Annotated in this window: 22 protein-coding genes and 1 tRNA gene; 9 read left to right on the top strand and 14 right to left on the bottom strand. The window is 62.5% G+C overall.

The window, feature by feature from the left end; genetic code table 11:
- Positions 1-51 precede the first annotated feature (51 nt).
- Genes ACGYK4_RS06575 through ACGYK4_RS06560 form a run of 4 tightly spaced genes read left to right on the top strand, consistent with a single transcriptional unit; the run spans position 52 to position 3966 of the window.
- Positions 52-834 (top strand): ABC transporter ATP-binding protein, encoded by a 783-nt coding sequence (locus ACGYK4_RS06575; protein WP_067266791.1) that lies wholly within the window; start codon positions 52-54, stop codon positions 832-834.
- A complete protein-coding gene (locus ACGYK4_RS06570) occupies positions 831-1652 on the top strand; it encodes an ABC transporter ATP-binding protein (protein WP_271687269.1) in 822 nt (273 codons plus the stop codon). The genes ACGYK4_RS06575 and ACGYK4_RS06570 overlap by 4 nt, the downstream gene beginning before the upstream one ends.
- A gap of 2 nt (positions 1653-1654) precedes the next feature.
- Positions 1655-2665, top strand: a complete 1011-nt coding sequence (locus tag ACGYK4_RS06565) for a branched-chain amino acid ABC transporter permease (protein ID WP_067261483.1) — start codon at positions 1655-1657, stop codon at positions 2663-2665.
- A complete protein-coding gene (locus tag ACGYK4_RS06560; RefSeq protein ID WP_394429968.1) occupies positions 2662-3966 on the top strand; it encodes a branched-chain amino acid ABC transporter permease in 1305 nt (434 codons plus the stop codon). Before ACGYK4_RS06565 ends, ACGYK4_RS06560 begins: the two co-directional genes overlap by 4 nt.
- A gap of 74 nt (positions 3967-4040) precedes the next feature.
- Here ACGYK4_RS06560 and ACGYK4_RS06555 read toward each other — a convergent pair whose 3' ends face one another.
- Positions 4041-5579 (bottom strand): helicase HerA-like domain-containing protein, encoded by a 1539-nt coding sequence (locus tag ACGYK4_RS06555; RefSeq protein WP_394455673.1) that lies wholly within the window; start codon positions 5577-5579, stop codon positions 4041-4043.
- Between the two features lie 467 nt (positions 5580-6046).
- Here ACGYK4_RS06555 and ACGYK4_RS06550 point away from each other — a divergent pair, with 467 nt between their 5' ends.
- Positions 6047-6697, top strand: coding sequence for an invasion associated locus B family protein (locus ACGYK4_RS06550; protein WP_209217784.1), 651 nt, complete (start codon positions 6047-6049; stop codon positions 6695-6697).
- A 69-nt stretch (positions 6698-6766) separates the two neighbouring features.
- Here the strand turns inward: ACGYK4_RS06550 and ACGYK4_RS06545 are convergent, their stop codons facing one another.
- Genes ACGYK4_RS06545 through ACGYK4_RS06530 form a run of 4 tightly spaced genes read right to left on the bottom strand, consistent with a single transcriptional unit; the run spans position 6767 to position 11011 of the window.
- The gene (locus tag ACGYK4_RS06545; protein WP_394455672.1) at positions 6767-7975 is read right to left on the bottom strand and encodes a beta-ketoacyl-[acyl-carrier-protein] synthase family protein; all 1209 of its coding nucleotides are present in this window, start codon (positions 7973-7975) and stop codon (positions 6767-6769) included.
- A 3-nt stretch (positions 7976-7978) separates the two neighbouring features.
- Positions 7979-8236: an acyl carrier protein gene (locus ACGYK4_RS06540; protein WP_394409687.1), complete on the bottom strand. Its 258-nt coding sequence runs from the start codon at positions 8234-8236 to the stop codon at positions 7979-7981.
- A gap of 32 nt (positions 8237-8268) precedes the next feature.
- The gene (lpxD, locus tag ACGYK4_RS06535) at positions 8269-9360 is read right to left on the bottom strand and encodes a UDP-3-O-(3-hydroxymyristoyl)glucosamine N-acyltransferase (protein WP_394455670.1); all 1092 of its coding nucleotides are present in this window, start codon (positions 9358-9360) and stop codon (positions 8269-8271) included.
- A 34-nt stretch (positions 9361-9394) separates the two neighbouring features.
- Positions 9395-11011, bottom strand: coding sequence for a murein L,D-transpeptidase (locus tag ACGYK4_RS06530; RefSeq protein WP_394455668.1), 1617 nt, complete (start codon positions 11009-11011; stop codon positions 9395-9397).
- A gap of 331 nt (positions 11012-11342) precedes the next feature.
- Here ACGYK4_RS06530 and ACGYK4_RS06525 point away from each other — a divergent pair, with 331 nt between their 5' ends.
- The 4 genes from ACGYK4_RS06525 to ACGYK4_RS06510 all read left to right on the top strand — a co-directional run bounded on the left by ACGYK4_RS06525 (position 11343) and on the right by ACGYK4_RS06510 (position 15122).
- Positions 11343-11912, top strand: a complete 570-nt coding sequence (locus ACGYK4_RS06525) for a DUF882 domain-containing protein (protein WP_067267369.1) — start codon at positions 11343-11345, stop codon at positions 11910-11912.
- Positions 11913-11959: 47 nt separating this feature from the next.
- The gene (locus ACGYK4_RS06520) at positions 11960-13687 is read left to right on the top strand and encodes an FAD/NAD(P)-binding protein (RefSeq protein WP_394455666.1); all 1728 of its coding nucleotides are present in this window, start codon (positions 11960-11962) and stop codon (positions 13685-13687) included.
- 111 nt (positions 13688-13798) lie between these two features.
- Positions 13799-14395: a L,D-transpeptidase gene (locus ACGYK4_RS06515; RefSeq protein WP_394407775.1), complete on the top strand. Its 597-nt coding sequence runs from the start codon at positions 13799-13801 to the stop codon at positions 14393-14395.
- Between the two features lie 436 nt (positions 14396-14831).
- Entirely contained in the window at positions 14832-15122 is a 291-nt protein-coding gene (locus ACGYK4_RS06510; protein ID WP_394429954.1) for a hypothetical protein, read from the top strand.
- 110 nt (positions 15123-15232) lie between these two features.
- On the opposite strand, the gene ACGYK4_RS06505 is transcribed toward ACGYK4_RS06510, so the two are convergent.
- The 9 genes from ACGYK4_RS06505 to ACGYK4_RS06465 all read right to left on the bottom strand — a co-directional run bounded on the left by ACGYK4_RS06505 (position 15233) and on the right by ACGYK4_RS06465 (position 25112).
- Positions 15233-15322, bottom strand: a tRNA-Ser gene (locus ACGYK4_RS06505).
- A 72-nt stretch (positions 15323-15394) separates the two neighbouring features.
- On the bottom strand, positions 15395-16117 hold the full coding sequence (locus tag ACGYK4_RS06500; protein WP_394429952.1) for an alanyl-tRNA editing protein: 723 nt from the start codon (positions 16115-16117) through the stop codon (positions 15395-15397).
- Positions 16114-18474 carry a DUF3772 domain-containing protein gene (locus tag ACGYK4_RS06495; protein ID WP_394455664.1) on the bottom strand — a complete coding sequence of 787 codons (2361 nt, stop codon included), beginning with the start codon at positions 18472-18474 and terminating at the stop codon, positions 16114-16116. Before ACGYK4_RS06495 ends, ACGYK4_RS06500 begins: the two co-directional genes overlap by 4 nt.
- Complete coding sequence (locus ACGYK4_RS06490) at positions 18471-19505, bottom strand: cysteine synthase A (RefSeq protein ID WP_394455662.1); 1035 nt, start codon at positions 19503-19505, stop codon at positions 18471-18473. Before ACGYK4_RS06490 ends, ACGYK4_RS06495 begins: the two co-directional genes overlap by 4 nt.
- A gap of 13 nt (positions 19506-19518) precedes the next feature.
- Positions 19519-20652, bottom strand: coding sequence for an NUDIX domain-containing protein (locus ACGYK4_RS06485; protein ID WP_394455660.1), 1134 nt, complete (start codon positions 20650-20652; stop codon positions 19519-19521).
- A gap of 5 nt (positions 20653-20657) precedes the next feature.
- Positions 20658-21098, bottom strand: a complete 441-nt coding sequence (locus ACGYK4_RS06480; protein ID WP_067266699.1) for a TrgA family protein — start codon at positions 21096-21098, stop codon at positions 20658-20660.
- 36 nt (positions 21099-21134) lie between these two features.
- Positions 21135-22346, bottom strand: a complete 1212-nt coding sequence (locus tag ACGYK4_RS06475; protein ID WP_394455658.1) for a class I SAM-dependent methyltransferase — start codon at positions 22344-22346, stop codon at positions 21135-21137.
- Positions 22347-22405: 59 nt separating this feature from the next.
- Positions 22406-23827: a cryptochrome/photolyase family protein gene (locus ACGYK4_RS06470; protein WP_394455657.1), complete on the bottom strand. Its 1422-nt coding sequence runs from the start codon at positions 23825-23827 to the stop codon at positions 22406-22408.
- Positions 23828-23888: 61 nt separating this feature from the next.
- Positions 23889-25112 (bottom strand): aminotransferase class V-fold PLP-dependent enzyme, encoded by a 1224-nt coding sequence (locus ACGYK4_RS06465; RefSeq protein ID WP_394455655.1) that lies wholly within the window; start codon positions 25110-25112, stop codon positions 23889-23891.
- Positions 25113-25114: the final 2 nt, after the last annotated feature.

Here is a 25114-nt window from a genome sequence, read left to right as displayed (position 1 = left end):
ATGACGACCGATAAAAACCAGCCACAAGGTGGCGGACACGGGGATGGACATATGATCGTCGTAGACGACGTACACAAACACTTCGGCGGGTTTCACGCCGTCGACGGGGCAAGCCTGTCGATCGAGAAAGGATCGATCACCGGTTTGATCGGCCCCAATGGCGCGGGGAAAACCACGCTGTTCAACGTAATTGCCGGCGTGCTTCAGCCCACATCGGGCCGCGTCACCATGGATGGGGAGGACATCACCGGCCTGCCCCCGCATGAGCTTTTCCATAAGGGGCTGCTCCGCACTTTCCAGATCGCGCATGAGTTTTCTTCGATGTCCTGCCGTGAGAACCTGATGATGGTGCCCGGCAACCAGTCGGGCGAGACGCTGTGGAACACATGGTTCGGCACCAAACGCATCGCCAATGAGGAACGCGCCCTCAAGGCCAAGGCCGATGAGGTGCTGGAGTTTTTGACCATCGAACATCTGGCCGAACAGAAGGCGGGCCAGATCTCGGGCGGGCAGAAAAAGCTGCTGGAGCTTGGCCGCACCATGATGGTGGATGCGAAAATCGTCTTCCTCGACGAGGTCGGCGCGGGCGTGAACCGGACGCTGCTGAACACCATCGGCGACGCGATCATCCGGCTTAACCAAGAGCGCAATTACACTTTCGTCGTGATCGAGCATGACATGGATTTCATCGGCCGCCTTTGCGACCCGGTGATCTGCATGGCTGAGGGCCACGTTCTGGCCGAAGGCACGCTGGATGAGATCAAGGCGAACGAACAGGTGATCGAGGCCTATCTCGGCACCGGTCTGAAGAACAAGGACAAGGTAGGCGCATGAGCAATGATCCCTACGGCGACCGCGGCAACAAAGATTGGTCGGTCGGCAACGCGAAGGGCCAAGGCAGCATCATGCCCAAGGCCAGCGGCAAAACCCACCCCGCCCCCGGCGGCCCCTTCCTGATTGGTGACGGCATGACGGCGGGCTACGGCAACGGCCCCGACATCCTGCATGACTGCACCATCGCCGTGGACCGCGGCGAGATCGCGGTGATCGTCGGCCCCAACGGGGCGGGCAAATCCACCGGCATGAAGGCGGTCTTCGGCATGCTCGATATGCGCAAGGGCCATGTGCGGCTGGATGGTGAAGACATCACCGAACTCAGCCCGCAGGACCGTGTGGCCAAGGGCATGGGCTTCGTGCCCCAAACCTCGAACATTTTCACCTCAATGTCGGTCGAAGAGAACCTTGAGATGGGCGCTTTCATCCGCCGCGATGACTTTCGCGATACGATGGCACAGGTCTATGACCTTTTCCCGATCCTTAAGGAAAAGCGCCATCAGGCGGCGGGTGAACTGTCGGGCGGGCAACGCCAGCAGGTGGCCGTGGGCCGCGCGCTGATGACCCAGCCCAAGGTGCTGATGCTGGATGAGCCGACGGCGGGTGTCTCGCCCATCGTCATGGACGAGCTTTTCGACCGGATCATTGAGGTTGCCCGCACCGGCATCCCGATCCTGATGGTCGAACAGAACGCCCGTCAAGCGCTTGAAATCGCGGACAAAGGCTATGTGCTTGTGCAGGGGGCGAATGCCTTTACCGGCACCGGCAAAGAGCTTTTGGCCGATCCTGAAGTCCGCAAATCGTTTCTGGGGGGCTGAACATGGATCTGCTCAACGCTTTCATTGCACTTTCGAACTATGTGCTCATTCCGGGCATCGCCTATGGCTCGCAGCTGGCGCTTGGCGCGCTTGGCGTGACGCTGGTCTACGGCATCTTGCGGTTTTCCAACTTCGCCCATGGCGACACAATGGCCATGGGCACCATGGCGACGATCCTGATGACATGGCTGTTCCAGTCCATGGGCCTCAGCCTCGGCGTGCTGCCGACGGCGCTTCTGGCCCTGCCCTTCGGCATCGCCTTTACCATGCTGCTGGTGCTCGGCACCGACAAGGTGGTCTACAAGTTCTACCGTGAACAGAAGGCCAAGCCGGTGATCCTCGTGATTGTCTCTCTCGGCGTGACCTTCATCTACAACGGGATCACCCGCTTCATCATCGGCGCGGATGACCAGAACTTCCTTGACGGCCAGCGCTTCATCATGTCGGCGCGGGATTTCAAAGAGATGACTGGCCTGCGCGAAGGTCTTGCCTTTAAGACCACCCAAGGCATCACCATCGTTACCGCGATCATCGTCGTGGCGCTGCTGTTTTGGTTCCTTAACAAGACGCGGGCGGGCAAATCCATGCGCGCCTATTCCGATAACGAGGATCTGGCGCTCTTGTCGGGCATCAACCCCGAGCGTGTGGTGATGATCACATGGATGATCGTGGCCGCCTTGGCGACGATTGCGGGCACGCTTTATGGTCTTGATAAGTCGTTCAAACCCTTCACCTATTTCCAACTTCTGCTGCCGATCTTCGCAGCGGCCATCGTCGGCGGGCTCGGCTCTCCGGTCGGGGCGATCGCGGGCGGTTTCGTGATCGCATTCAGCGAGGTCACGATCACCTACGCGTGGAAAAAGGTGCTGGGCTATGTGATGCCCGAAGGGTTGCAGCCGGACGGCTTGGTGCAGCTCATGAGCACGGATTACAAATTTGCGGTCAGCTTCGTCATTCTTCTGATCGTTCTGCTGATCAAGCCCACCGGCCTGTTCAAGGGGAAATCGGTATGACCCAGACTGTGAAAAACACGATCCTTTTCGCGATCATCGCCTTGATGATCATCTACACCGGCTTTGCGCAAAGCTGGAACTCGGCTCTGCTGATCATCGCCATGGGTCTGATCTCTTCGATCATGGCGCTTGGGGTGAACCTGCAATGGGGCTTTGCGGGCCTGTTCAACGTGGGCGTCATGGGGTTTGTGGCGCTTGGCGGTCTGGCGGCTGTGCTGGTTTCCATGCCCCCGACCGAGGGCGCTTGGTCCACCGGTGGTTTCGCCATTCTGGGGGCGCTGGCGCTTGGGGCGGCCACCGTGGTGGCGGCGGTCATGCTGATGAAACGGATGGCCCCGGGCACGCTGCGCACGCTTTCGGTGATCGCGGTCTTGGTCATCGGTTTCTTCATCTTCCGCGCCCTGCTCGACCCCGCCGTTCAGGCGGTCGAGGCGATTAACCCCGCGCAGACCGGCTATCTCGGGGGTCTTGGCCTGCCGGTGCTGATCTCTTGGCCCGTGGGCGGTCTCTTTGCCGCTGGCGCGGCGTGGCTGATCGGCAAGACGGCCCTTGGCCTGCGGTCGGACTATCTGGCGATTGCGACGCTGGGGATCGCCGAGATCATCATCGCGGTCCTAAAGAACGAAGACTGGATGAGCCGCGGCGTAAAGAACGTGATCGGCCTGCCCCGCCCTGTTCCTTATGAGATCGACCTGCAAAACAACCCCGCCTTCGTGGAACGTGCGGCGGGCCTTGGCTTCGATCCGGTAGACGCCTCGACGCTTTGGGTCAAACTGCTCTATATCGCGCTCTTCGCCGCTGTTCTGATCGTCCTGTTGTGGATGAGCCAGCGTGCGCTGCACTCGCCATGGGGCCGGATGCTGCGCGCGATCCGCGACAACGAAGTCGCGGCAGAGGCCATGGGCAAAGACGTGACCGCGCGGCATTTGCAGGTCTTCATCCTCGGCTCCGCGATCTGCGGCATCGCGGGGGCGATGATGACGACGATGGACAGCCAGTTGACGCCCGGCACCTACCAGCCGCTGCGCTTTACTTTCCTCATTTGGGTGATGGTGATCGTTGGCGGGTCGGGCAACAACTTCGGCGCGATCCTTGGCGGCTTCCTGATCTGGTTCCTCTGGGTGCAGGTCGAGCCGATGGGCCTGTGGCTGATGAACCTGATCACCGCGGGCATGTCCGAAGGGTCGGCCCTGAAGGCCCATCTGATCGAGAGCGCGGCGCATATGCGGCTTCTGACCATGGGCATTGTGCTGCTTCTGGTCCTGCGCTTCAGCCCGCGTGGGTTGATCCCCGAGCGGTAAATCCCGCTGAGCTTCACGATATAAAAAGGGGCGCGGTCGCAATACCGCGCCCCTTTTTCACTTCTCAGGCCGCTTCAGCGCCCCTTGAACAATCCGCCCAAGATGCCGCGCACGATCCGGCGCCCGGTGGTGCCTTTCAGCTCTTTGATCACCGCGCTTGCGATGGCATCGCCGAAACCGTCCGTCGCCTTGCGGCTTGACCGGCTGCCGCCGCTGCGTGCCCCGCCATAGCGGCGGGCCTTCTGGAACTCAGTCGCGGCTGCGTCCTCGGTCTCTGCCGCGGCTTCGATCTTTTCCGCCTCTTTGGCCGCCGCCTCTGCGCGGGCCTTCAGCATTTCATAGGCTGACTCGCGGTCCTGCACGGTCTCGTATTTCCCTGCCAAATCGGAGTCCGCCAGCACCGCCGCGCGCTCCGCCACGGTGATCGGGCCGAGCCGCGAAGACGGGGGCCGGATCAAGGTACGCTCCACCACGCCCGGCACGCCCTTGCGTTGCAGCATGGAGGTCACGGCCTCCCCAACACCGACCTCGCGGATCGCCTCTTCGGTGTCGAAGCGCGGGTTCTCGCGGTAGGTCTCGGCGGCTTGGCGCAGTTCCTTACGGTCACGCGCGGTAAAGGCGCGTAGCGCGTGTTGGATACGGTTGCCAAGCTGGCCAAGGATATCGTCGGGCACATCGGCGGGGTTCTGGGTGACGAAATAAACGCCGACGCCTTTGGAGCGGATGAGCCGCGCCACCTGTTCCACCTTGTCGACCAGCGCCTTGGGCGCATCGTCAAACAGCAGATGTGCCTCGTCAAAGAAGAACACGAGTTTCGGTTTGTCGGGGTCGCCGACCTCGGGCAGTTCCTCGAACAGTTCGGACATGAGCCACAGCAGGAAAGTCGCATAAAGTTTGGGCGAGGCCATGAGCTTGTCAGCGGCGAGGATATTGATCCGCCCGCGCCCTTCGGCATCGCAGCGCATGAGGTCCGAGAGCGCCAGCGCCGGCTCGCCAAACAACTGCGCGCCGCCTTGGTTTTCCAGCACCAGCAGCCGCCGTTGAATGGTGCCGACGGAGGCGGTCGAGACATTGCCATAGCGCAGCGCCAGGTCCTTTGCATTCTCGCCGACCCAGACCAGTAGGGATTGCAGGTCTTTCAGGTCCAAAAGCGGCATCCCTTCCTCATCGGCCACGCGGAAAGCGATGTTCAGGATGCCCTCTTGCGCCTCGGACAGGCTGAGCAACTGCGCGATGAGCAGCGGCCCCATCTCGGAAACCGTGGTGCGGATGGGATGGCCCTGCTCACCAAAGAGATCCCAAAAGGTGACCGGGAAGGATTGATAGCTATAGTCGTCAAAGCCGATCTTGGCCGCGCGTTCGGTGAAAGCGCCGTGCAGTTTGGCGGCCTCGCTCCCCGCGACGGCAAGGCCGGACAGATCGCCCTTCACATCCGACAAGAACACCGGCACCCCGGCATTGGCAAAGCCCTCGGCAAGGATTTGCAGCGTCACCGTTTTGCCCGTACCCGTTGCGCCCGCGATCAGCCCGTGGCGGTTGGCATAGCCGAGATCGAGGAATTGCTTTGTCGCATGGTCGGGACCGCCGCCGCCGATAAAGATGTCACTGCTCACGCTGGGGCCTTTCTGTCAATTTTAGCCATTCGTCCGTTCCACTAGAGCATACAAACTTAACCTTTGCGCGCCATAGTGAAGGCATCCCGCTCGCATGTCCTTTCATCGGGTGGGTGTACTTCCTCCCTGTTAGACTTGGCCGCGCCTTCGGGTGCGGCCCTTTTTCTGACCGGGACCTTGCTAAAACCCTGACAGATTGTCGCATTTTTCCTGTTGACCGGCATCACGCGCTTGCCTAACGTGGCATTAATAAGTCGGCCCAGTCCGACGGGGAGAAAGTACACGGAAAGGGGGCGCGCTGCGTCCCCTTTTGCATTTCTGGTCTTTAAGCCTCTGACATCGCGGGAAAACCGCGATTGCGGGGTCGGCATGAAATTGCCCGAACCTTGATCGAAATGCGGCCCTTGGCACTGACAATCCCGGGGCGGCGTGGTAAGGGGCGGTAACGCAACAAATGTGGATATGACATGAGCAAGTTTATGACCGCCCTGCCGCTTTGTGCAGCGCTTGCACTGACGGCCCCAATGACGGCTTTCGCCCAGACAGCCACGGAAGAAGACACCGCCCAGACCGAAGAGCAGCAGCCCCAGCCCGGCACCAGCGGGAATGCTTCGCAGATCGAAGAGCAGCTGAGCCTTGGTGAAGATGCGGACAAAGACCCCGATCTGGGCAAGCCCTACACCAAGAAAGAGATCGGTGCTTGGGAGATGCGCTGCATCAAGACCGAAGAAGAAGTCGACCCCTGCCAAATGTACCAACTCCTCGCCGATGGCGAAGGCGCGCCGGTTGCCGAAGTCTCGCTCTTCCGTCTGCCAGATGGGGGTCAGGCCAAAGCCGGTGCCACGGTTGTCGTCCCGCTTGAGACCGCCCTGCCCGCGCAGTTGACCCTGTCGGTCGACGGTGGCAAGGCCCGCCGCTATCCCTATGCCTTCTGCAACCCCGTGGGCTGCTATGTACGCATGGGCCTGACCGATGCCGATATCGGCGCCTTCAAACGCGGCAAGGAAGCGGTGCTGACCATCGTGCCCGCGCTGGCCCCGGATCAGGAAGTGAAACTGACCCTCTCGCTCGACGGCTTCACCGCCAGCTACGACGAAGTCTCCGTGATCGAGCAGTAAGACTGGATTCTACCGATTTGAATGCCGCGCCCGACCTCGGGGGCGGCATTTTTTATGGCCGCGCGTGGATCAGGCGCGGCGCAGCGCCAGCACGGCGTTCATCCCACCAAAGGCAAAAGCATTGCTGAGCGCCACATCGACCTGCGCCTCGCGTGCCTCATTGGGCACCACGTCAAGCGCGCATTCCGGGTCGGGTTCCTCATAGCCAATGGTCGGCGCGATCACCCCGTCGCGCAGCGCCATGATACAGGCCAGAAGCTCAACCGCCCCGGTGCCACCGATGATATGACCATGCATCGACTTGGTGGAAGAGATCATCAACCGGTCCGCATGGGTGCCGAAGACATCCGCCACGGCGGCGCATTCGGTCTTGTCATTCGCCGCGGTCCCGGTGCCATGGGCGTTGATATAGCCGACCTCTTCGCGGTTGATCCCCGCATCGGCCAGTGCGCCCTGCATCGCCCGCGCGGCCCCGGCTTTGGAGGGCATCACGATGTCGCTGGCATCCGAGGTCATGGCGAAACCGGCCACCTCGCAAAGGATCTCGGCCCCCCGCGCCCGGGCATGTTCATAGTCTTCAAAGACAAAGAGACCCGCGCCCTCGCCCTGCACCATCCCGTTGCGGTTGGCCGAGAAGGGGCGGCAGGCATCGCGGCTCATCACGCGCAGCCCTTCCCAAGCCTTCACCCCGCCGAAGCAAAGCATGGATTCGGATCCGCCCGTCACCATCACAGGGCTCATGCCGGAGCGGACCATGGCAAAGGCCTGCGCCATGGCGTGGTTCGACGAGGCACAGGCGGTGGAGACGGTGAAGGACGGCCCGCGCAGGTTCCATTCCATGCTGACATGGCTGGCGGCGGCGTTGTTCATCAGCTTGGGCACCACGAAGGGATGCACCCGGTTTTTACCCTCTTCATAGACTGCGCGGTAGTTGTCGTCCCATGTTGAGACACCGCCCCCCGCCGTGCCCAGCACCACCCCTGCGCGGGCGGCAAGCTCATCGGTGAAGGTCAGGCCCGATTGTTCGATCGCCTCGCGGGCGGCGGTGAGGGTGAATTGCGTGAACCGATCATAAAGCGCGATTTGCTGGCGGTTGTAGCGGCCCTCGGCCTCGAACCCGCGCACCTGACCGCCGATGCGGATGGCCAGCCGCTCCACATCCCGGAACTCAAGCGGGCCGATGCCGCATTTGCCCTCGCGCATGGCCGCCAGCGTTTCGGGCACCGACAGGCCCAGAGCGTTGATCGTGCCCGCGCCGGTGATGACAACGCGCCGCATCGCTCAGCTCTGTTCGGCTTGTAGCCGTTCCACCCCGGCGACGATGCTGCGCACGGTCGAGATGTCGAAATCGCTTTCGCTGGGGCTGTTGGCGTTGAAAGGCACGCTGATGTCGAATGTCTCTTCAATCGCAAAGATGCATTCCACGACCCCCATGCTGTCGATCCCGAGGTCTTCGAGCGTGCTGTCGAGCGTGACATCCTCCGGCTCTATCATGGCCTGTTCGGCGAGGATGGTAATGACCTGATCCTGAGTGCTCATGCGGCGTCCCCCAACATATGTCCGCGGCAGGTTTAGTCAGCCTTGTCGGCTTTGGAAACCACCTTTTGCAGGGCCGCGACATCGCGCAGCAGCTTGGGCAAACGGCGCAGCGCTTTGTAGATTTCGGTCTGCTTGCTCATCTGGGTGGCGGGGTAGCCCAACATGGTGCGCCCCTCGGGCACGTTGGAGAGCACGATGGTCCCCCCGCCCGCGATCACCCGGTCACCAATGGTGATATTGTCGGCCAGACCGACCTGCCCGCCGAGCACCACATTGTCGCCCACGCGGGTCGAACCGCCCACGCCTGCCTGTCCGCAGAGCAGGCAGTTTTTGCCAATCACCGCATTGTGCCCGATATGCACAAGGTTGTCGATTTTCGTGCCGTCGCCGACCTGCGTGTCGCGAATGGTGCCGTTATCGATGGTGGAGCCCATGCCCATTTCGACATCCGCGCCGATGGTCACGGCGCCAAGCGAATGGATACGGGTCCAAGGCTGCGGGGCGGCATCGCCCTGATCGCCGAGCGTTTGCCGCGCGCTTTCCACGGTGGACAGCTCAGCCGTCACGAAAGAGAAGCCGTCGCCGCCCAAGCGCACGCCCGATTGCGCGATGAAACCCGACCCGATGGTGACCCGCGCGCCGATGCTGACATGTTCGCGCAGAAAACAGCCATCGCCCAATGTCGCATCCACGCCGACAAAACACAGCGGCCCGATGACGCTGCCCGCGCCGATCCGCGCCCCGGCAGAGATCACCGCCAAGGGGCCGACCGAGACGCCTTCGCCCAGCACGGCCTCGGGGTCGATCACGGCAGTGGGGTGGATGCCCGGCTTGAACCCCTGCCCCTTGTCGAGCATCCGCGTCACGCCGGAAAGCGCGTAGCGCGGGCGGTTGGGCAGGATCGCGGCCTTGAGGCCCAGAGCGCGCCAGTCGGCCCCTTCCCAAAGCATCGCCACTTCGGCGGCGCCATCGGAAAGGCTTCTGGCATAGCGTGGGTCCATCGCCAGCGCCATTTCGCCCGATTTGGCGCTGGCGGGTTCCGCGACGCCGCTTACCTTGAGTTCGATGTCACCCTCGGCGCTGGCGCCGACGGCTTTGGCGATTTGCTGAACACTATAGGTCATTTCGGGCGGCCCTTACTTGTTGCGCGCCCGAGAGTTACCCCTGAACGCCGCGCAAGGCCACCCCCGCCTTGGAGAGTGCGTTCCAGATCAGCGCATCCCGGCCATATACGTCATCGCGGTATTCGGTATGGCCACGGGCGTTGGTCACGGCGGTGCGGTAGATCAGATGCACCGGCACCTGCTCTTCAAGGACAACCCGTGTCTCACGACCACTGCGCAGAATGGCTTGGAACTCGCCTTCGGGATCCGCCGATTGCGGCGCGAGCAGCGCATAGGCGAACTCGAACGGTTCGGCCAGACGCACGCAGCCATGGCTAAAGGCACGAACATCGCGGGCAAACAGGCTCTTGGCCGGGGTGTCATGCAGGTAGATGTTGTATTTGTTGGGGAACATGAACTTCACCAGACCCAAAGCATTGGTGTCGCTGGGCGGTTGGCGCATGGAGAAGGGGAAGGTCCGCGCGGTGTAGCGGTTAAAGTTCACGGCGCCGCGGTTCACCTTGCGGCCCCGGCTGTCGGTGATCTCGATATGGCCCACGGCATAGGGGTTGCGTTTGAGCTGCGGCAGGTATTCCCCAGTGACGATCGACCGCGGCACATACCAGCTGGGGTTGACCACCATATGCTCCATCACGTCCGAGAATTCGGGCGTCGGACGGTCCTCGCGGGCGGCCCCCACGACCGAGCGGGTCTGGAAGGTGATCTTGCCATCGTCGATGATCTTGGCCGAGAAGTCGGGGATGTTCACAAGGATATGGCGTTTGCCGCGGTCGGTGTTGAACCAGCGCTCACGCTCAAGTGCGACCATGACCGATTGCAGCCGCTGCTCGACGCCGATGTTGATCTGTTTCATCGTGGCCGGACCGGCAACGCCATCGGTGTTCAGCCCGTGGGCCTCTTGGAACTGGCGCACGGCTTCGGTCAGGCTGGCGTCATAGCCCACGGCGTTGGACCGCTTCAGAAAGCCCATGGCGATCAGGCGGTTGCGCAGGGCAATCACGTCATTTCCGGTATCGCCCGGCTCAAGCTTGCCCGCGGGCACCGAGGGCCCCCAGCCACCCTGCGACAGCAGTTTTTCCATCGCGATCTTCTCTTTCAGCAGCGCATTATACTCAAGGCTGCGCGGCGGCAGGGCGCGGAAATAAGCGGCGGGCGTGGATTTGGGCAGGTCTTGCAGATAGGTCTTGCGGTCACGGTATGGGATTTCCCGCACGATCTGGCTGATGATCCGTTTGGGGATCAGCACACCGGTCTGCACGTCGCGGGCATAGCGCAGGAACACGCGGCTCAACTCCACCTCGGCGAATCCGCGATCACGCGGGGTCTTGGCTGTGCGCAGCATCTCCAACACCGCATCGGGGTTGTAGCGCGTGACCGGCAGGCCATGATCATCCGCCGTGGTGATCGCTCGCATCAGTTCCGACCGGCGCGCGTGGTGCTCTTCGGCGGCCCCTGTCCAGATGGCGGTATAATCGTTCTCACGATAGAAGGCGGCGATGTCATCGTCTTGGGCAGCAGCTTCGGCGACGGCTTGTTTGAAAGCGGTGACCTGCGCCGTGGCAGGCGCGGCAAGGACCAGTGCCGAAATCAACAGGGCAAACCCTGCGATGAATTTGGACAGTTGCCGTGAAAAAGTCGCGCTAAATCCCATGTCGTACCCCGTGAATATACCATTGCCGCCGCGCGACCCTATTGCCTGCCCGGTTTGCCAATAATACTACGCGCAAGTCCATTCAAATTTCCGTTCGCAGGAAAAACGCGTTATGGGCTGTGCGGATTGCGCATCGGTTGCCCCTGCAAACATTGGGTTTTTTAACCGCATTGCGCAAAAACTTGCCTAAATTTGAACCACTCGGGAACCATTCCGATTCAGCCCTTGGTCAGGTTTTCCCGCTATGCAATAATAATGTTGCATCTGGGGATGAGATGAATGGCCCATGTAACATCTTGGGTAACTTAGGCAGACGACGGGACAGAGACACATGACAGGCAAAAGCTCCTCGGGGATGACCCGGCGCGCCCTTCTCGGCGCATTCGCAGCAACCACCGTTGCAGCAGCTCCCACCTTCTCGAACGCGGCAGGCTTTCTGCGGGGCGCAGGCGACATTCGCCGCATCCGCATGTATTCGGGCCGCACCGGTGAGCGGTTGGACATGATCTATTGGATCGAAGGCCACTATATCAAAGACGCCTTTGCCGAAATTAATCACTTCATGCGCGACTGGCGGACCGACGATGTCATCAACATGGACCTGCGCACCATCGATATCATGGCCGCGTCGCACAATCTGCTGGATGTGAACGAGCCCTATATGCTCCTCTCCGGCTACCGCAGCCCGAAAACCAACGCGATGCTGCGCTCCCGTTCCAGCGGTGTCGCCAAGAATTCGCTGCACCTCAAAGGTCAGGCCGCTGACCTGCGCCTCGCCTCGCGCTCGGTGCATCAGGTGGCCCGCGCGGCGATGGCTTGTCGCGGTGGCGGTGTCGGGCGCTACTCCGGCTCCAACTTCACCCATATGGACTGCGGCACAGTGCGCAGCTGGGGCGGCTGATCGCAGCCTCTCGGGCGGGATGAGTGAATTGTTAAGGGCGCCTTCGGGTGCCTTTTTTGTTGCCCGATTTTGTCGCCGGTGGGCTTTCGCTGGCCGTGGTACGGCTCTACGGTCGCGCCAAACACATGCCGGGGAGAGAGATGCAGATAGAAGCGGCGCGCATTGCGGTGATCGGTTTCGGGCCGCGCGGCCTTGGCGCGTTGGAGGCTCTGTCGCAACGGCTTACGGGGACCGAAGGGCGGATAGAGATCGACATTTATGAACCCGGCCCCCATCCCGGCGCGGGTCCGAACTTCGCCCCCTCGGAGCCCACCTATTGTCTGCTTAACATCCCAAACCGAGATATCGCGATCCGCCCGCCAAAGGGGTCGCGGGTCGGACATTTCGCGGAGTGGCAAGACCGCGCCGTAGATCCCGACAGTTTCCCCTCCCGCGCCGAGATGGGCCGCTACCTCATGGCGCGGCGGGATGATCTTTTTGGACGGGGTTTTACGAAAACCGGCGTGACTTGCAGGGTGATCCCCGCCGCTGTGGCGCGCATCTCGCCCGAGGGGGCGGGTTGGTGCGTGCAATCGGAAAGCGGGGCGGAGGCGCCATATGACGAAGTCCTCCTCACCCTCGGGCAGCCCCCTGTCGAGCCGGACGCGCAATGGGCCGATTGGCAAGAGCACGCGGCGCGGAGCGAGGCGGAAGCCGCGCAGGCCTATCCAGCGGCGGAGCTGCGCGCGCGGGCGGCGGCATGGCGGGACAAGCACGTCGCGATCCGGGGCTTGGGGCTGTCGACCTATGATGTGTTGCGTGGTCTGACCATGGCACAGGGCGGGCGCTTCGACGCGGCGGGCTATCATGCCTCGGGCCGGGAGCCCTGCCGCATTCTGCCCTTCTCGCTCAACGGGCAACCCCCCTTCCCCAAGCCACAGGCTGCTGCTTTCGACGCGCTTTTCAATCCCACATCGGAAGAGACCGCAGGTTTCTCAAAAGCCGCCACGGCTGCGGTCAGTGCGGCACGCGAAGCGGCGCCTTCGTTGATCTCTGACGCCCTCCTGCCCGTGGTCGCGCGCATCCTCGCGCCCCAGAATGTGCGGGCGGCGGAAATTGCAAACTGGCTCAAGGTGGAATGGTCAGACCCCGGCGCGCAGGACCAGTTGCCCCCAATGAAGGCGCTGCGTCACGGGATAGAACTGGCCGCCGGAGAGGTCGCGCCGAGTATTGGCTACACGCTCGGGCAGGTTTGGCGCAAATGGCAGGACGCATGGCGCGCGGCCTTCAACCCGGGCAAGGCGTCGCCCCAGACGGCCAAGCGGCTGATAGACTTCGATGAGGGGCTGAAACGATATTCCTACGGCCCGCCCCTCGCCTCCGCCCGGGAGCTTTTGGCTCTGATCGACGCGGGGCTGGTCGACCTGTCCTTCGCCACTAATCCAGAGATCACGAATAGCGCGCACGGCTGGACATTGCAGGTGAAGGGGCGCGCGGCGGAGGTGTCGGTCATCGTCGATGCGGTGCTGCCTGCGCCGAACCTCTCGGGCATCGCAGCACCGCCCCTGCCCGATCTCATCTCGCAAGGTTTGCTCTCCCCGATGTCATCCGATCTGGCCGCAGCGACCGCACCTGACGGGACGCTGCGCGCCGTTGACGGACGCCCTGTGCCGGGCCTTTGCCTGCTGGGGCGGCTGGCGCTCGGCAGCGTGACGGCGGTGGATTCCCTGCACGATTGCTTTGGCCAATCCGCCGACCGTTGGGCGCAGGGCGTGATCGACAGGCTGTCGGTTTGACACGCTGCCGCTTGGCTACAACAGTTTGTGATCCGGCCCGCACGATGGAACGGCAAGGCGCTGAAACGGTTTCCCTTTCAACACGAGATTGAGGAATAGGGGAACGACGCAATGAAGAGACGACATTTCATCACCGGTGTAGCCGCCAGCGGTGCCGCATTCGGCGGTGTTCTTGCCACGCCTGCACTGGCGCATCCGCCCAAGGAAATGCCGAGCTATGACGTGCCGCCAGAGATGATGCCGCGCAAAGTGCCAATCGCGGCAGGCGCGCCGCCCTATGAAATCCACGTCGATCCCGACAATTTCGCGCTCTACTGGACTCTGCCCGACAATATGGCGTGGCGCTATACCGTGGGCGTGGGCCGCCCTGGTCTTTATGAATCCGGTGAGTTCTACGTCGGTGCCAAAAAGGAATGGCCGAGCTGGACCCCAACCCCGGGTATGATCGACCGCGAGCCGGAGAAATACAAGAAATACGCCGATGGTATGGAAGGCGGTTTGGACAATCCGCTGGGGTCGCGTGCCCTCTATCTCTTTACCGAGGAGCGCGGCGATACCTTCTTGCGCATCCATGGCACCAATGACCCCAGCACATTGGGCAAACGCGTCTCGAACGGCTGTGCCCGTCTGGTGAACGATCAGATGGCCGAGCTTTATGACCGCGTGCCGATGAACACCCGCGTGGTGCTTTACGAACCCATCGGCTGAGTTTTCTTTCGGCCACATCAAGCAGCCCGGAGCGGAGAATATCCGCTTCGGGCTTTTTTGTGCCTCTCGGTCGACCAGTAGGATTGAAACATTTCACACGGGCCAAAGAGGTTTGCCTGCGGTGGCGGCACACACGTTTCTGCGACGACTGTGTAACAGGTCTTGAACGCTCTTCGCGGGGCCGACTAGCGTCATGGGCCCCGGCCCAGGACGCAGGTATAACCTATTAATAACAGTATCTTATGCGGCTATGGCAATTTGTTACGATCTGATCGCGCCCGGTCTCGCTCTAACACTGGGCCGTGATCCGAGTTGCTTTGTAACCGCCCCTCGCCGCGCCTTAATATCATTGTATCGAACGGGCCTCCCGACCTCCCCGCCTCTCCCCAGAGCGAGAAAGCCGACGCCCTTTCCCAAACCTAAAAGGACTAGAACAATGAAACTCTTTATCGCAACCGCCGCCGCCACTCTGATCGCCACCGCGAGCTTCGCAGGCCAGTCGACACGCTACGAAGACCTGCGCTTGGACACGTCCCTAACGGCTGATGTCGTCCATGCCGCGGATGCCGGTGAAACCCGCCCTAATGAGCGCGCCGCTGACCTGCGGTTGGAAACATTCTCGGACGAGAGTGCGCCGGTCGCCACCTTCTCGACCAGCGGCCCCGTGAGCAGCTCGGGCGAAGGTTTCGCCTATGGTGGTTATGGCGCGGGCAACGACTCTCGCTAAGCTTTGACAGACAGAACTGAGAGAGCCCGGCCCGAAAGGTGCCGGGCTTTTCTACATGTGAAGCCGCATGGCCCGATGGGCAACAGCTTCTTTCTGCAAAAAAGGGAAAATGGCGGAGCGACAGGGATTCGAACCCTGGAGACGGTCTCCCGCCTACACACTTTCCAGGCGTGCGCCTTCGACCACTCGGCCACCGCTCCGTTGATGCGGGGTTTAGCTTGGGGGGACAGTGAGTTGCAAGAGCGAATTCCCCCCAGAGAGGATAAATTTATCTAACCGCCCAGATGAACATAGACACGGCGGTTCAAACGGCCCTTTTTCTCAATCTTTCCAAGGCGAAGCCCGCCGATCTCGCCGGTGCGGGCGACATGGGTGCCGCCGCAGGGTTGCAGATCGATGGGGTCCGGCGCCTCTCCGATGCGGATCAGGCGAATGTCCCCCCGTCCGCGCGGCGGGGCGACGGACATGGTTTTGATGAGTTCAGGCGCGGCGTCCAATTCGGCCTCGGTGATCCAGTCCTCGCTCACCCGCGCATCGAGGGAGACGAAGTGGTTCAGCGCTTCCTCCAGTTCCTCGCGGTCCTGCGGCGCATCGGGCATGTTGAAATCAAGCCGCCCGTGGGTGGCCGAAATCTGCCCCCCCGTGACCGGATGGGGGATCACGACCGACAGAAGGTGCAGCGCCGTATGAACGCGCATGTGCTTGTGGCGGCGGTCCCAATCGAGTTCCTGTTTCACGAATGCGCCCACCGGCGGCAAGGGACGCGGCTCTGCCGGGACCAGCGCGATGCCGCCGCTGTCGCGGTCGCGCACCGTGGTCGCGATGGTAAGCTCTTGCTTGTCCCAGGTCAGCCATCCGCTGTCGCCCGGCTGCCCGCCGCCCGTGGGGTAGAACAGGGAATTGTCCAAGATCACCCCACCTTCGGGCGTATGGGCTGCCACGCGGGCCGGGGCGTCACGCAGGTAGGTCTCGGTCCGGTACAGCTCGCCCGTCATGCCTGCGGCTCCGGTTTTGCGTCATCTTCTATTTTCGGTGCTTCGGCCTTCAAAGTCTCAGGGTTGCGCAGCCATAGGTCGCGTTGGGCAAAGGGAATTTCGATCCCTTCCTCTTTGAAACGCGCGGCGATGGCGTGGTTGATATCGTTCTTGACCTTCATCATCCAGTTCACATCCCGCAGGTAGCAGCGCACCTCGAACTCCAGCGCATCGGCGCCGAAGTTCAAGAACAGGACTGCGGGCGGCGGGTTGGTCAGCACGATGGGCTGCGCCTCGGCGATCTCTTGCAGGATGCCTTCGATCCGTTTGGTATCGGTACCGTAAGCCACGCCCACGGGCACGATGAGGCGGCCCACGGTATTGCCGCGGGTATAGTTGGTGACCGTGCCGCTGATCAGGTCGGCATTGGGCACGATCACATCGGTGCGGTCGAAGGTCTCGATCCTTGTGGAGCGCACCGAGATGTCGCGCACATAGCCCATCTGGCCGCCCACCTCGATCCAATCCCCCTCGGAAATCGGGCGTTCGATCAACAGGATGATGCCCGAGACGAAGTTCGACACCACGTTTTGTAGGCCAAAACCAATACCGACCGACAGCGCACCGGCGACATAGGCCAGCGCGGAAAGGTCGATCCCCGCCCCGGTGATGGCGAGCAGCGCGGCGAGGAAAATCCCGACATAGCCGATCCCCGAGACGATGGCGTTCTGCCCGCCGATGTCCATCCGCGTCTTGGGCAGGACGTTGCTGCGGAGTGCCCCTTGGATCAGACGGGTGGCGGCATAGCCGATCACGAAGATCACCGCGAAGGAGAGGAAATCCGTGGGACGGATCCGCGTCTCGCCAAAGGCGAAGCCGCGGCTGAACAGCGCCCAAAGCTCGGTCAGGTCGGTGACCCGCGCGCCCCATGCCAGCGCCATCACAGGCAGCGACAGCAGCAGCAGGATCAGGCCAAAGAAGACGGGCATCAGCGCGTCGCGTGCCTGCACCCCCTGCCCGGTCATGGCACCGTAAACATCGGCCAAGAAGCGTTGCAGCGTCATCACCAGCCCCAGAAGCACCAGCGTGGTGACATAGGGCGGCAGCAGCGAAACGGCGGCGTTGTAATAGCCGCTGATCAGCAAGAGGGGCGCGACCACGGCCACGATCATCGCGCCCAAGCCCAGCCCGCGCACGACGCGGTTCAGGGTCGAGGTCCGCGGCTCTTCGGCGGCGGAGACGTCTTCCGCCACCGGATCGCTGTAACCGCGCAGGATTTTCCCGATGCGGAACAGGGCAAAGGCGCTCAGCAGCATCACCGGCAGGCGCAGTACGGCCTCGGTGGTTTCCGCCGGTTGCTGGCCGTCGAAAATGGCGGTGATGATGGCGCCAATGATGACGGTGACGGTGATGATGCTGACGTAGAAACGAACCGCTTTGCGCTCAGCCGCGGGCAGCAGGATCAGCGCCTCGTCCTCATCGCGAGAGAACACCCGTTCGGCGACCCAGCGAACACCCAGCATCGCGCCGCCGATCACCGGGATCAGCTGCACAAGGGTCGAGCCGCGGGGGCCAAGCCAATCGGTCGCCAAGACGGCCATGGCCAGCAAGACCAGACCGACCGTGGGCAGGATGATCCGCAAAAGAGACACGACAAAGCGCCAAATGCCAAAGCCGCGCGCGCCGAATTGCTGAAGCCGCCCCACGATCGCGGTCGACCAATGGTGGCCGCGGAAAATCAGCACCAATCCCAGAATGGTGAAGGCCAGAACGGCAGGAAGCGAAGAGCGCAGGCTGCGCCGCGCCGTATCGGCATCGTCTGGGGCTTCGGCGGCAATTTCGCCAGCGGCGGTGGCCAGATCGTCAACCGCGGTGCGCCAATGCACCGGGTTAAGCGGCGTCGGCACCACCTCCATCAACTGCTCGGTCTGGCGTTCGCGTAAGGCAACGTCGATCTGCCCGATGAGCGCATCGGCGCGCAGATATGCCGCTTCGGCCCGCTGAACCGGGGTCAGCAGGGTGTTGAGCTGTCGGTTCAACTCTTCACGGTTGGCGGCGACTTCGGGGGATTCCGGCTCGGCCCCCTCGCCCTCGGGCGGGGTTCCGAGCGCGGCCAATTGTTCGCGCAGCGCGCTGATCCGCGCCGCGTTCAGGTTGCGCGCCGCGTCGAACTCGGCGCGGTAATCCACCAGCCGGGCGCGCTGCACCTCCAGCATGGTCTCAGTGGTATCAGGGGCGTCCACCGCCTCTTCAGCCGAAGAGGCGACGGTTTCCCATTGGTCGAAATCCGGCAGAACCGGTTCCTGTGCGACAGCAGCGCCGGTCAGCCAGACCAGCAACGCGGTAAGGCCAAGGGCGAAGCGGAGCATTTGGGTCATGTATCCTCGAAAACACCTGGGATGGATTGCGGCGCGGCATCAAGCCAACCGGGCGTCGGCAGCCCCTTTTCGCGCAGGAACTCGGGGTTAAAGAGCTTGGATTGATAGCGCGTGCCGAAGTCACACAGCACGGTCACGATGGTATGGCCCGGCCCCATCTCTTTCGCCAAACGCATGGCCCCGGCGACGTTGACGCCCGAGGATGCACCAAGGCAGAGTCCCTCATTCTCCAGCAGGTCAAAGACGACCGGCAGCGCCTCTTCGTCTGAGATGTTGTAGGAATAGTCAGGCTTGAACCCTTCGAGGTTCGCGGTAATCCGCCCCTGCCCGATCCCCTCGGCGATGGAGCTGCCTTCGGATTTCAACTCGCCTTCGGTATAGTAGCTGTGCAGCGCCGCGCCATCGGGATCGGCCAGTGCGATTTTTACGCCCTTGGGTTGCAGCGCCATGGCCACGCCAACAAGCGTGCCGCCCGAGCCGACCGCACAGCAAAAGCCATCGACCTTGCCGCCGGTCTGTTCCCAAATCTCGGGGCCAGTGGTTTCGATATGAGCTTGCCGGTTGGCGGTATTGTCGAACTGGTTGGCCCAGATCACCCCCTCGGGCGTGGTCTTGGTCAGTTCCTTGGCCAAACGCTCGGAATAGCGGACGAAGTTGTTGGGGTTTTTGTAAGGAGCCGCAGGCACCTGCACCAGTTCGGCACCGGCCAGCCGCAGCATGTCTTTCTTTTCCTGAGATTGCGTCTCAGGGATGACGATGACGGTCTTGAACCCCATCGACGCGCCCACCAGTGCAAGCCCGATGCCGGTGTTGCCCGCGGTGCCTTCGACAATGGTGCCGCCGGGCTTCAACTCACCCCGTGCGATGGCGTCGCGGATGATGAACAGCGCCGCGCGGTCCTTGACCGACTGGCCGGGGTTCATGAACTCCGCCTTGCCCAAGATTTCGCAGCCGGTCTCTTCGCTCGCGCCGCGCAGCCGGATCAGCGGTGTGTTTCCAATGGCCTCGGCCAGATCTTTAGCAACCTGCATGTTTGCCCCCAGTTCATGTTCCGTCCGGTTTAGCTGTCGCGCCTTCGGACCTCAAGCGTTCGCGGTGGCGGGCCAGCCAATAGGCGCTTGCCACCAATGGCGCATTGGCAAGCGCCTGCGCATCGGCCAAGGCCATCAGATCATCGGATGACATCAGATGCGACCGGATATCCTCGCCCTCCGCAGCCAAACCGCCGGTGCCGATGATATGATCCGGCAAATCTGCCAATCCCACGAAAATGTGAAAGAATTCCGTCGCATTCCCGGGGGAGGCATAGACGTTTCCGACCGGCTCCAAGGCGCCCACGGTGATGCCCGCCTCTTCCTGCGCTTCACGCCGGGCGGCGGCCTGCGGTGTCTCGCCGGGGTCGATATGGCCTGCGATGGGTTCCAACTGCCAGCGGGTATGATCACCCCGCGCCAGCGGGCCCATGCGGATTTGCTCAACCAGCAGCACGCGGTCGCGCAGTGGGTCATAGGGCAGCACCAGTGCTGCATCCGCGCTGACAAAAACCGCGCGGTCGATCTGCGCGGACATGCTGCCGTCAAAGGTCTCATGCCGCAGCGAGATTTCGTCGAGAGCGAAGAAATTCGCGTAAACGCGGCGGCGGTCGGTCACTTCGACCTTGCCATCGAGCGCTAGCGGATCATGCATGCCCTGCGCCGCCAGCACCTGCTGATGGGCTCGGCGGCGGATCATTGGGAACATCGCATCGACCTCGGCCCGCGTGCGCTTGCCCATATAGCTCATCACTTCGCGCGCGGCGTGGCAGGAAAGCGCGGCCCAATCACGCTCCCACTCAGGCAAGGACCATGGCCCCTGCGCGGTCCAGCGCCCGGGCTGGGGCAGATAGACCTCAGCCCCCTGCCCGTCTGCCAGTGTCACCGGCACCAAATCATAGTCGAACGCGCCTTCATAGAAATCGAGCCGCGCGAAATCATCCGCGCTCAGGCCCCGCACCAGCAAGCCCTCGGCCTGCGCGCCATCGCGCGTCTCAATCGTGGGAAACGGGCCTTCGGCGGCGGCAGAGACTTGGTAGCCGGACAGATTGGCGGGGCTGAGGTCAATCGCCTCGGCGGAGCGGCCAAGCACGATTTCCAACAGCGGCAGATGCCGCAGGGTGCCATAGATAAAGAGATGTCGCATGGGGATCAGGGCCAACGGTTATAAGCAAATTCTGTCAAAAGCCCTGCGATCATGCCCCCGACGACAAGCGCCACGCCGATGGGCACGGTGGCGATCATCAGGCCGAATTCCGCGCCGATCTGAAACACAGCGACGATGGCCTCGAAGGGATCGTCATAGCGGTTGCGCAGCGCCAGCCGGACCATTTCATTCGCCGCCTGCAAGAAGATCGCCCAGAGCATCAGCACAAAGACACCGGCGAAACCGTTGTTGATCGCAGCCACGATGCCCCGGCCCGCGCGCCGGCCCATCACGCGCCAGCCCACGATGAGGCCAAGCACCACGTTAAGCGGCAGGAAATACCCGAAATCCGTGCTTTCCGGCATCAGTGGCACCACCATGCCCGACAGGACAAAGGCCAGCACGGCGAGTGAGATCGCCGCCATAAGTCGTGCACCAGTCGGCATTTTTCGGCTCCTTGCGGGGTTGGACCGCAGGGGCGGTCACACAGGTCGCCGTACCGTAATCTGCGTCACGTCGCAATTGCCACTGTCAAATGTCGCGGCACAGGAAGTGAGGTAAAAATTCCACATCCGGCGAAAGCGTTCGTCAAAGCCAAGCGCGGTGATCTGATCCCATTTCTCGTTAAAGGTCTCATGCCAACGGCGCAGGGTGATGTCATAGCTTTTGCCAAATTCGATCGACCGGTCGACCACCAGCCCTGCCCGCTCTACCTGCTCCCGGAGGATCCTGGGGCTGGGCAACATGCCGCCGGGGAAGATGTACTTTTGGATGAAATCCACCCCGCGTTTGTAGACCTCCCAACGGCGGTCGGCGACGGTGATGATCTGCAAGGTCGCGGCGCGGCCCGGTTTCAGACGTTGGTGCAGCGTGTCGAAATAGACCGGCCAGTATTTCTCGCCCACCGCCTCGAACATCTCGATGCTGGCGATGCCGTCATAGCTCTCGGTCTCATCGCGGTAGTCTTGCAGTTTGAAGGTCACGCGGTCCGAGAGGCCCGCCTTGGCAATCCGCTCTTGTGCGTAGTTGAACTGCTCTTGGCTGATGGTCAGCGCGGTCACCTTCAACCCGCGTTCGGCGGCGGCATATTCCGCAAAACCGCCCCAGCCGCAGCCGATCTCCAAGACATGATCGCCGGGCTGCACACCCATCTGATCGACCATGGATTTGTATTTCGCCCGCTGCGCGGCTTCCAGCGACTGCTGGGCGTCGCCCTCGAAAATGGCCGAAGAATAGGTCATCGTATCGTCCAGCCAGAGGCTGTAGAACGCATTGCCCAGATCGTAGTGATAGCTGATGTTGCGCTTGGCCTGTTTGCGGTTGTTGCGCTGAAGCCAAAACCGGAACTTCTCGAACTGGCGCAGCAGCCCTTGGCCGGGAAAACCGTCATAGACCGTCTCATTCCCCGCATGGACCAAATCCATAAAGGCTTGCAGGTCCGGCGTCGACCACCACTCATCCAGATAGGCATCGCAAAAGCCTAGGTCCCCCTCGCGGATCAACCGGGCAAAGAGATCATCGTTATGGATATGCAGTTCCGCCACCGGGCCGGGCTTGGCCCCTTCGGCACGGAACACGCGGCCATCGGGCAGGACAAAGTCCACCCGCCCGTGCTGCATCTCCTGCGCCATGGCGAAGACCTGCGGGAAATAGCGCGGCAGACCTTTCTGCCCCTCGGTGGTCGTAAGCTTCATACCTCGGTTCCGTTCTTGTTCTGGCCTACTGTAACCGCAGGCTTCTGTTTCGCAAAAAGTTAAAAGTCGCGGTTGCGGTAGGCGTCGAGCGCCCGTTCCCGCCCTTCCGACAGATCGACGATCGGATCGGGGTAATCGTCCTCTGGGCTTAGGCCCCAGCGGCGCGGGATCGCGTCGAAATAGGCCAGCGCCTCGTCACTCGGTTTCGCGCGGCCCTCGGCGATCCAACGGCGGGTGTAGTCGCGCCCCTTGTCGAACCGATCAAGCTGGGTCTCGGGGTTGAAAATGCGAAAGAACGGCGTCGCATCGGGGCCAGAGCCTGCGGCCCATTGCCAGCCCATCGCATTATTGGCCGGGTCCCAGTCGATCAGGTGTTCTTCGAACCACTTTTGCCCGATCCGCCAGTGGCACATCAAATGTTTCGTCAGATAGCTCGCCACGATCATGCGGCCCCGGTTGTGCATGCGCCCCGTGACCTGCAACTCGCGCATGGCCGCATCGACGAATGGCACCCCGGTGCGCCCCTGTTTCCACGCCAGCACCTCGGCGCGGCGCTCGTCCTCATTCCACGGGAAAGCCTGCCATTCCTCGCGCCAGTTTTGGTCAAGGATGCGCGGCGTGTGATACATCAGGTGATAGGCAAACTCGCGCCAGGCGAGTTCCTTGAGGAAGGTCTCAGCCCCGCGCTTGCCCTCCTGCATCGCCCGCTGGCCCGCGTGCCAGCACTGGGCCGGGCTGATCTCACCCAATGACAGGTTTTCTGACAAGGCCGAGGTGCCATCCTCGCCCGGCATGTCGCGGCTTTCGTCATAGCCTTCGACGATATGGGCCATGAATGAGCCAAGCCGAGCCTGTGCCGCGGCCTCCCCCAGACGGACATAGGGGCGCACCACGCCGCGCCCGCGCTGCATCTCGTCGTCCATTTGCCAATCGTCGAGCGCGGCGCTCTCGGGCCAGCTTTGCGGGGCTGGGATGTCGCTTGGGGTGTCCGAAGGGGCGGCCACATCGCGGCCCCGGACCGCCTTCCAATAGGGGGTGAAGACTTTGTAAAAGCCGCCGGTCTTGGTCTCAACCGTCCAAGGCTCGAACATCAGATGCCCGGCAAAGCTACAGGCCTCGACCCCATTGTCCTTTAGCGTCTCTTTGACCTTGGCGTCGCGGTCGATCGCGGCGGGATCGTAAAGGCGGCTCCAATAGACCGCGCCCGCGCCGGTTGTCTCGATCACCTCGCGCAGTAGCTCAAGCGTATCGCCACGGCGCAGGATCAGGCGGCTGCCCTTCTCGGCCAAAGTCTCTCCAAGACGGCCCAAGGCCAGCCCGAGGCGGAACTTTGGGGCCGCGCCCAAAGCCTCCGATTGTGCGTCGTGGATGAACAGCGGGATGACCGGGCGGCCCGCCTGGCAGGCCGCCGTCAGGGCGGGATGGTCGCTCAGCCGCAGATCGCGGCGGAACCACATGATAATCGGGGAATTGTCGCTCACGTTCGGGGTCTTGCTCCTGCACTTGTCCCGAAACATAGCGCCCCTGCGCCGGGGTCAAGGATCAGAGCAGATCATCCAGCGCGTTCAGCAGTTTGTCCATTTCATCCTGCGTCGTGTAATGGGTGAAACTGAGGCGGAGCACGCCTTTGGCCTCATCTACCCCAATCGCACCAAGCGCCCGGCCTGCGTAGAAGGTGCCACCCCCAGCCATGATGCCGCGCGCGGCTAGTGCCTGCGCCATCTCGACCCCCGGTCGATCAAGCGCCAATGCCACCGTGGGCGCGCGAGTTGCCGCATCGGTGGGGCCGATGACCCGCACCGAGTTGCGCGCCGCCATGGCATCCAGCAGCGGTTGCAGCAAAGCCGTCTCATGGGCGCGCATCGCGTCATGCACAGCGACACCGCGCGCCGTGGCCCCGGCAGTGCCGCCGATATGGTGGGCGTGGAAAGCGTCGATATAGTCCGCCATGCCCGCGCTGGCTGCGATCTGCGCGTGATCCGGCCCGGCGGGGGTGAAACGTTTGTAAAGCACGTCCCCGTTGAAGTGATGCGCTTGGTTCGGCAGCAGTTCGGCGAGCGCCCGGCGGATGACCATAACACCCTGATGTGGCCCGAAGGTCTTGTAAGCCGAAAAGAGGTAGATATCTGGCCCCAGCACCCCGACATCGGCAAAGCCATGTGGCGCATAGGAGACGCCATCGACGCAGACGAAAGCGCCGGCGGCATGGGCCAGCGCCGTGATCTCGGTCACCGGGTTGATCTCGCCCACCACGTTTGAGCAATGCGGGAAGCAGACCAGCCGGACACTCTCGTCGAGTAGGTCTTCGAGCTTTGCCGGATCGAGATGCCCGGTGTCAGGGTCGATTTGCCATTCACGGATCTCGATCCCCCGCTCGGCCAGCCGGCGCCACGGGCCGGTATTGGCCTCATGGTCTTGATTGGTCACGACGATCGCCTCACCGGGCTGCATCATCTGGCCGAAAGCCTGCGCCAGCACATAGGTGTTCTGCGTGGTGGAGGGGCCAAAGCTCAGCTCCTCCGGCGTCACGCCTAGGATCGCGGCCATGCGGGTGCGGGCTTCGTCCATCTCCTCCCCACCAAGGCGGCTGGCCTCATAGGCGCCGTAGGGCTGCACCTTTCGCTGGGAGTAGAAGCGATGCAGCCGGTCGATCACTTGGCGGCAGGTGTAAGACCCACCGGCGTTCTCAAAGAAAGCCTGCCCCTGAAGGCTCGGCTCGGCGAAAGCGGGAAATTGGGCGCGGACCCATTCGGAATCAATATGCATGG

Origin of the sequence: Sulfitobacter sp. 1A13368, from assembly GCF_043557275.1 — a bacterium.
In the GTDB taxonomy this organism is placed as follows: domain Bacteria; phylum Pseudomonadota; class Alphaproteobacteria; order Rhodobacterales; family Rhodobacteraceae; genus Sulfitobacter; species Sulfitobacter faviae.
The sequence above is the reverse complement of the archived record's forward strand: the minus strand, read 5'-3'. Positions and strand labels throughout refer to the sequence as shown.